Origin of the sequence: Kribbella sp. (assembly GCF_035655035.1) — a bacterium.
Taxonomy (GTDB): Bacteria; Actinomycetota; Actinomycetes; order Propionibacteriales; family Kribbellaceae; genus Kribbella.
This window is the reverse complement of record NZ_DASRVN010000060.1, coordinates 1-2,134: the sequence shown is the minus strand read 5'-3', so window position 1 is coordinate 2,134 and position 2,134 is coordinate 1. Positions and strand designations below refer to the sequence as shown.

Annotated in this window: 4 protein-coding genes; 3 read left to right on the top strand and 1 reads right to left on the bottom strand. The window is 70.8% G+C overall.

Going from position 1 to position 2,134, the window contains the following annotated elements; all coding sequences use genetic code 11:
- Positions 1–137 precede the first annotated feature (137 nt).
- The 3 genes from VFF46_RS03845 to VFF46_RS03835 are packed head-to-tail and all read left to right on the top strand — an operon-like array spanning position 138 to position 1,896.
- Positions 138–404 carry an SDR family NAD(P)-dependent oxidoreductase gene (locus VFF46_RS03845; protein WP_325035605.1) on the top strand — a complete coding sequence of 89 codons (267 nt, stop codon included), beginning with the start codon at positions 138–140 and terminating at the stop codon, positions 402–404.
- A 13-nt stretch (positions 405–417) separates the two neighbouring features.
- Positions 418–753 (top strand): SDR family NAD(P)-dependent oxidoreductase, encoded by a 336-nt coding sequence (locus VFF46_RS03840; protein WP_325035604.1) that lies wholly within the window; start codon positions 418–420, stop codon positions 751–753.
- A 45-nt stretch (positions 754–798) separates the two neighbouring features.
- A complete protein-coding gene (locus VFF46_RS03835) occupies positions 799–1,896 on the top strand; it encodes an aldo/keto reductase (RefSeq protein ID WP_325035603.1) in 1,098 nt (365 codons plus the stop codon).
- On the opposite strand, the gene VFF46_RS03830 is transcribed toward VFF46_RS03835, so the two are convergent.
- Positions 1,883–2,134, bottom strand: a 252-nt coding sequence (locus tag VFF46_RS03830) for a TetR family transcriptional regulator C-terminal domain-containing protein (protein WP_414673030.1), incomplete at its 5' end; no start/stop codon positions are given. The two genes, VFF46_RS03835 and VFF46_RS03830, sit on opposite strands and share 14 nt — an antisense overlap.

Below are 2,134 nucleotides of genomic sequence, written 5' to 3'. Positions count from 1 at the left end.
ACCCGCTCGACGAACGCGACCGCCGCCCGCTGCCATCCCTCCCCCGGCACCACCGACTCCGCCAACCGCTCGAGCTCACTCCGCTGCTGCTCAGACAGGTGCACGACGAAATCCTTTCACGCACTACCGTTTGGCGCATGGGTGAACTTTTCGGCCTGTCGGGCAGTACTGCGGTCGTCACCGGGTCGAGTCGCGGGATCGGACTGGCGATCGCGCGGGTGCTGCTGGGTCAGGGCGCGTCCGTGGTGGTCAACGGGTACGCGGCCGACGAGACCGCGGCGGCCGAGGCCGGGTTGGCGGCGACCTTCCCCGGCCGGGTGGTGGCGCTGGCCGGGGACGTCGGGGAGGCCGAGGTCGGGCAGCGGCTGGTGGAGGTCGCAGTACTGGATCGCGCACCGGCGTAGTGGATCCGTCACGATGACGTCCTCCATCGCCGGGCAGGTCGGCATCCCGACGCTGGCGCCGTACGCGGCGAGCAAGGGCGGGATCAACCAGCTGGTACGGACGCTCGCGGCCGAGTGGGCCGAGCACGGGATCCGGGTGAACGCGGTCGCGCCCGGGTACGTCGCGAACATCATGGACAGTGTGACCGCACACGACGACCCGGCGTCGGACCGGCGGATCGCCACGTTCACGCCGCTCGGCCGGCGGGCCACGGTGGACGAGATCGCGGCGCCGTACGCGTTCCTCGCCGCGGCCGCGTACGTCACGGGTGCCGTGCTGCCCGTCGACGGTGGGTATACCGCCACCTAGAGGTTTGTACTTGCCAGTCCATTTTTGCCGAGCAACGCTGTGGGCATGGCACTTGACGACTACTACCTGCTCGGCCGGTCCGGACTGCGCGTCAGCCGGCTGGCTCTGGGCACGATGAACTTCGGCCAGGACGGATTCCACGCGCCGTACGGCAAGACCGAGGACGAGGCGCGAGCGATCTTCCAGGCGTACATAGATGCCGGTGGCAACTTCATCGACACCGCGGACTTCTACACCGCGGGCGAGAGCGAACGGATCGTCGGCCGGCTGATCGCCGAGGCCGGCGTCCGGGAGCGGATGGTGCTCACCACCAAGGCGACCAACAGCGTCGACACCGGCGATCCGAACGCGGGCGGCAACAGCCGCAAGCACCTGATCCGCGCCCTCGACGACTCACTGCGCCGGCTCGGCACCGACTACGTCGACCTGTTCCTGCTGCACACCTGGGACCGGATCACCCCGGTCGACGAGGTACTGCGAACCCTCGACGACCTGGCCCGGGCCGGCAAGGTCCGGTACGCTGGGCTGTCCGACGTACCGTCCTGGTACGCCGCTCGCGCGCAGACGCTGGCCGACGCGCACGCGCTGACGCCGATGGTCAGCCTGCAACTGCCGTACTCGCTGATCGAGCGCGCGATCGAGACCGAGCACGTGCCGATGGCGCAGCAGCTCGGGCTCGGCGTCACCGCCTGGAGCCCGCTCGGCGCCGGGTTCCTGACCGGCAAGTACGTCCGCGACGACGCGAAAAAGCTGGCCGGCGAAGGGCGGCTGACCGGGGACGGCGCGGCCGGGCAGAGCTGGACCGACCGGCAGTGGGACCTGCTGCCCGTGGTGCGGGACATGGCGGCCAAGCTCGGCGTGACGATGGCGCAGGTCGCGGTCAACTGGGCGGCCACGCAGCCCGGTATCGCGTCCGCGATCGTCGGCGCCAGCAACCCGGCGCAACTCGAGTCGAGTATCGCCGCGCTCGGCTTCGAGCTCCCGGCCGAACTGCGTACCCGGCTCGACGAGGCGAGCGCCGTACCGCCGGCGTCGGTCTACCGGATGTTCACGCCGGAGTACCAGAACTGGATGGTCAGCCCCGGCGCGAAGGTCGCCGACAAGCCGGCCGGGTACCGGCCGCCGGTGGTCAACTGGCGCTGAGGTAGTCCAGGCACAGGTCGAGCGCGTACTCCAGGTGCGTCGCGGAACCGGACGCCATCAGGATCGCGACACCGCCCTGGATCGCCGCGATCAGCGCCGCCGAGGCACGGGCGGGATCCACGTCGGCGCGGATCTCGCCCGCCGCCTGCATCTGCTCGATCCCGGTCTGCAGCCGCCGCTCCCACTGGGCGAGCAGCTGCCCGGTCACCGCCTGCGCGGCCGGGGTGTGACGACCGAT

Bases quoted from the DNA above. Each gene is read 5' to 3' on its own strand.
- VFF46_RS03845 (WP_325035605.1), top strand. From the start codon at position 138: ATGGGTGAACTTTTCGGCCTGTCGGGCAGTACTGCGGTCGTCACCGGG.
- VFF46_RS03840 (WP_325035604.1), top strand. From the start codon at position 418: ATGACGTCCTCCATCGCCGGGCAGGTCGGCATCCCGACGCTGGCGCCG.
- VFF46_RS03835 (WP_325035603.1), top strand. From the start codon at position 799: ATGGCACTTGACGACTACTACCTGCTCGGCCGGTCCGGACTGCGCGTC.